Genomic DNA, 4,814 nt, shown 5'->3' with positions numbered 1-4,814 from the left:
GGCATCATGTATTTTGATTTTAGGAAAAATGACGTTTTATTTTACCTATACTCAGCAGCAAGTTTGGATACTTACCGACAATGACGGTTGTGTAATGCTTAATACCGACGATGAAGACTGCGCCCCAGTATGGCCAAGCGAAGCCTTTGCCCAAGCATGGGCCACCGGAGAGTGGGCCGACTGTAAAGCCATCGCCATTGACCTAAAAACCTGGCGCACCCGCTGGACCTATGGCCTCGAAGGCGACAACGTAGCAATCGCGGTATTCCCCAGCGATGACGAAGAAGGTTTAGTGATTTCAGCCCAAGACTTTGATGCTGAGTTGCAACTGTTGATCAATAAAAAGAAAGTGAATTAAACGAAAGCGACGAGTTTCGAGCTACAGACAAAGGACAACTAGGGTCAGGATAAACTTCTGCAAAAATGTATATGTTTACCCTGATCTTGAGAGTGCATCCTACATACGATCGCAATTAGTAAATCTATACCCAAACAACCTGAAGATACGAGTTTCAGCGTTTCTGAGGGAACTTGGGTAAATATTAAAGTAATTACCAACCCTAGTTTGGAGACTTACTACTAGGAAACATTGATCGAAGTGTTACCCGCCAAGCGTCTTTTGCTAAGTCCAAAAGTGTACGCCTAAGATTATCCTTTTCCTCTTGATTCCATTCAGAAAACGCTTTTTGAGCCAGTTTACTGTCAATCTGTGCTTTAGGATATTGATACAAAAATGACTCACTAGAGGCGCTTTCATTCTTTAAAGTACCTACTGCTAAAACCTTACCTGACTTACAATCCATAACCCCGATCTTGGATAATAAATGAATTACTGAATTTCCACGTCGGGAATAAATCCCAGCCCCTTCCAACTTTTGATTCGTCATTCCAATAAAATCACTGGTTTGAAATCTCGTCACAATAAATAACGCATCGAGGTTATATTCAACGCATGCTTTCAAGGTAACATCTTTAATCGCACTAAAATTTGGTCCCCAAAACGCTGGCGCACTGTATGGACCTGTTAAACTATTTACTTCACCGAAGTCTAATTGTGCTTTGTTCAGAATCACTGGCTCTATGTTTAAAGTGGACTGTAATTCCGACGCTAATTGTTCTGCATAAACCTCATCAATTTTCCATTCGAGTATATCCTGAGGTTCATAGTCATTACCGAATATGGTTAAGCCAACATGTTGCTTATAAAGGGTTGCAGCTGTTTGAGATACAACCCCAATTTTTTTAAACTCAACCACTACATTATTCGGAAGAGTGCTTTTAACCGCGCACCCACTAAGATACAAAGCAATGGACAATAAAACTAATAACCTGATGATTTTCATAGCATATTTGCTCAATTAACGTGTTTTCTTATCTAAAAAGTACCGTTAGAGTCAGGATAAACTTCAGCACTAATATATCTGTTTACCCTGCCCTTGAACTAGATTCAAATATGCTTTTTGACAAATTCAATCGTTGCTTTAAGTGCTTTCAAGCGCGTTTCGCCATGAGATAAATAATGGTCTTCACCTTCAAGTTCGATTTTTTCAACGTCCTTTCCTGCTTTTTTTAAAGCGTTATACATAGTAACTGACTGCCTTGGATGCACGTTTTCATCTTTCTCTGAGTGAATTAATAACACCGGAGCTTTAAATGCTGATGCAGCTAACTCTGGCGAGCGCTGTTTCGCCACATTTTTATCCTTATCACCAAAGCCGAGAATTTGCGCCTCCCAATACTCCAAAGAAGAACTCGAACTACCGCTTTCATCTCCCGTTCGACTGAGCATATCGTCTAAATTACCAATCCCGTTTATCGACACCACACACTTGTATATATCAGGGGCAAATGCGCCACCAGCCAGTGCAGAATAACCACCGTAACTAGCACCAACGATGCAAACTCGCTCTCTATCGAGCACGCCCTGTTTGGCAAAAAAATCAACGGCGTCGGTTAAATCAAGTAACGCTTTATTTCCCCATTCGCCGTATCCGGCGGCCTGATGTTTTGAACCAAAACCAATTGAGCCACGAAACTGCGGTTGAATAACCAAATAACCTTGCTGGGCAAGGGCTTGGGCAAGATAATTAAACCCAATAGAATCGAATGATTCTGGACCACCATGTGGCAATACCACCGCAGGCAGATTGTTAAATGTGTCAATTCTATTCAGTGGTATGGTAAATAAGGTGGGAATTTTTAAACCATCTCTAGCTGAGAAAGTAATAGATGTTATAGGGTGTATCTCTTCAACGGGAATTTCAGGACGGCTATTAGTAATAAAAACCACCTCTTTACCTTTTGAATAAAGATAATATTCGCCCGCATATTGAGAGCCTTCGACTCGCACAAGCACGTGTTGCCGATTAGGTGAAATTTCCTCAATCCAGACTGAGTGCTTAGGGTATTTTGCTAAAATAGCTTGTACCCGCTGATCGAGATCCGTGTCAAAAAAGGTATAACTCGGATTAAATCCAGAATACCTTACACCTAATACTTTTCTTTGCTTATCAGTAATGTGACCAACAATATCTGCATCAGGTCTATCGTAAAGAGGCCCTTCGATTTTGCCGTCTGCTAGTGCAATTTTGTAAATCGCCCATCGGTTCGAATCATTATTATCATCAAGCATGTAAAGGTCTTTTTCATCAAGGCTAACACCAATAAAATTCTTAATGCGATAGGGCGTATTTTCTGAAAAAATTTCGAGGGGCTTTTTCCCATCAAAAGCAAAAACACTATGCATATTGTCAGCATCATCAAATACTTCTCGAGCTAAAACTTCGCCGTCACTGGCGACAAAATAATCCCTCACTTGTCCCTTACCTGGGCTGTGAATTCTTGCCCGACCTGTGCCATCAATATTCATACGAAACAAAGACATGGGAGGCATAATCTGCCGCCCCATTGTAAATGTTGGCTCCCCTGAAAAAGCAGGCATATATACGGATTTACCATCTGGTGAAATCCCGACAATCCTATCTAAATCTGGTTGTCCCGCGTAAACGCCGTCCTTTCCTGGGATCAATAACTGTTTGTATTTGTTCTCTTCGACGTTGTAAACCATGGCGGTTGAAAGTTCGAATTCACCGCGAAAACCAGGAATAGTTGTATCTTTAGATACCGTCATGAGGAGATTCATATCGTCGATGAAATTAACACTACGAGGCTTAACGCTGGAAACATTAATGGAGGCCAATGTCTTAACAGGATTGACCGCATACACAGTAACAATATCTTGCTCGAGAGTGACCATACGAAACGCCACTTGTTCACCATTAGGTGAAATGGTCATTTGTTGAATTTTTGGCAATAACCCATAACGCTCAATCTCTGGACTACCCAACACAGTCTGAGTGACTAAGAGTAAACCCAAAATACTTATTCTTCTCACAATACTATCCTTAATATTAATAACGAAAATCTAGGGTTAAACAACTTACATGGCGCAGCACGCACACTAAGGTTTAATAAAAGTCTCAAACTGATTGGGCAAATACTCAATCAACTGCCCTGAGGTGGCAACATAAGTCTGCAGCACCTCTGGTAATGATTGATAAATACGTGGTAAAGCTGCACTAAGGTGTGTTTTAGCCTCGCTGTTCAAGCGTGTCAAAGCAAAGGGAATATCAGCAAAAGTACTCAACACCGATAAACAGTGTTTCAAATCTTTTTGCAGTTTTTCCACCTCTGCATGCTGGCTTTTCAACATAGCTTGCCATGCTATTTGCCATACTTTATCTAATTGAGTATGGGCGAATAATAATCCCTGCATCCATTGGGCTAAAGGGCTATTTTTTTGCTCAGAATAGTCGAGCTCACTAAACAAGGCAATATGTTCATCACGCATTTGTTGCAACTGCCACTGCAAACAACCCATCGCAGATTCATGAATGCTGTGCAGATCTTGAATATCTTCAAGTTTTGCACTGGACTTAAATATCCACGGCAACCATACATCGGGCATAGGGATATCAGGTGCGGCGGCTACCGCAAAGATGGTTCCGAGTATGATATAGGGCGCTTGTAAGTGAGTATTATCTGGACCAGTCGTCGCCAACGTATAAAGGTTTTGATGACAGGCCTGGGATAAAATGCTCATCTGGATTGATACACCTTATTTAACTCTCCCTAAAAAAAAACAGGGTGCTACTTTTTAAGCAGTGCCATTGCGTCTTTTAACTGGGATAAAGGGCAACCAAAGTTGATTCGCACAAAACGACTATCACCAAAATCAGCGCCGGGCGAAGGACCTATGCCCTTATCTTCAAAATACTTTTGCACCGAGTCGACACCCAAACCACTACCGTCAATCCACGCCAAAAACGTCGCTTGAGGGGCTAACATGCGTAAGCCGTCAATTTGCGCGATTTCACTTATGAGGTAATCACGATTAATACGTAAATAACTGAGTAATTGTTGGTGCCAATCATCACATAAGGTAAAGGCGGCTTCGGTGGCGCTCAAACCCAGTACATTAGCCCAAGGCATAATGCCCTGTGCAGCGGCACTGAATTGTTGCCTAAGTTTAGCATCCTCAATAATGGCAAAAGAGGTGCCTAAACCGGCAATATTAAAGGTTTTACTGGCGGCCATTAAGGTAATAACCTGACCTTTAAATTGCTCTAACTTGCTTGTGCCAATCGGGTAAATAAGACTCTCATTTCCTTATTTTGTGTAAATCACGAAAAAGTGGACATTTCACGGTTTGCTTTCCTCTCTGATTTTTAAAATTACTGATAAACCCTGAACGTCTGGTTTCTGCTAATTAGGGAGCGTTCCCTGAGCAAGTCGGCTATGGCTGCTGTTGGCAC

4 protein-coding genes and 1 pseudogene are annotated in these 4,814 nt (G+C 41.7%); 1 reads left to right on the top strand and 4 read right to left on the bottom strand.

Annotated features, from left to right (window positions below; genetic code table 11):
• The first annotated feature begins 28 nt into the window (after positions 1 to 28).
• Complete coding sequence (locus tag NWQ57_RS05820; protein ID WP_306021194.1) at positions 29 to 358, top strand: DUF2750 domain-containing protein; 330 nt, start codon at positions 29 to 31, stop codon at positions 356 to 358.
• Between the two features lie 202 nt (positions 359 to 560).
• Here the strand turns inward: NWQ57_RS05820 and NWQ57_RS05815 are convergent, their stop codons facing one another.
• From NWQ57_RS05815 to NWQ57_RS05800, 4 genes and pseudogenes are all read right to left on the bottom strand, one after another.
• The gene (locus NWQ57_RS05815; protein ID WP_306021193.1) at positions 561 to 1,343 is read right to left on the bottom strand and encodes a hypothetical protein; all 783 of its coding nucleotides are present in this window, start codon (positions 1,341 to 1,343) and stop codon (positions 561 to 563) included.
• Positions 1,344 to 1,447: 104 nt separating this feature from the next.
• Entirely contained in the window at positions 1,448 to 3,394 is a 1,947-nt protein-coding gene (locus NWQ57_RS05810) for a S9 family peptidase (RefSeq protein WP_306021192.1), read from the bottom strand.
• Between the two features lie 66 nt (positions 3,395 to 3,460).
• Positions 3,461 to 4,102, bottom strand: a complete 642-nt coding sequence (locus NWQ57_RS05805) for a UPF0149 family protein (RefSeq protein WP_306021191.1) — start codon at positions 4,100 to 4,102, stop codon at positions 3,461 to 3,463.
• 47 nt (positions 4,103 to 4,149) lie between these two features.
• A pseudogene (locus NWQ57_RS05800) lies at positions 4,150 to 4,644 on the bottom strand (aminotransferase class I/II-fold pyridoxal phosphate-dependent enzyme); the annotation flags it as partial.
• Between the last annotated feature and the right edge of the window lie 170 nt (positions 4,645 to 4,814).

The organism is Paraglaciecola sp. (assembly GCF_030730205.1).
In the GTDB taxonomy this organism is placed as follows: domain Bacteria; phylum Pseudomonadota; class Gammaproteobacteria; order Enterobacterales; family Alteromonadaceae; genus Paraglaciecola.
The sequence above is the reverse complement of the archived record's forward strand: the minus strand, read 5'-3'. Positions and strand labels throughout refer to the sequence as shown.

Bases quoted from the DNA above. Each gene is read 5' to 3' on its own strand.
- NWQ57_RS05815 (WP_306021193.1), bottom strand. From the start codon at position 1,343: ATGAAAATCATCAGGTTATTAGTTTTATTGTCCATTGCTTTGTATCTT.
- NWQ57_RS05805 (WP_306021191.1), bottom strand. From the start codon at position 4,102: ATGAGCATTTTATCCCAGGCCTGTCATCAAAACCTTTATACGTTGGCG.
- NWQ57_RS05820 (WP_306021194.1), top strand. From the start codon at position 29: ATGACGTTTTATTTTACCTATACTCAGCAGCAAGTTTGGATACTTACC.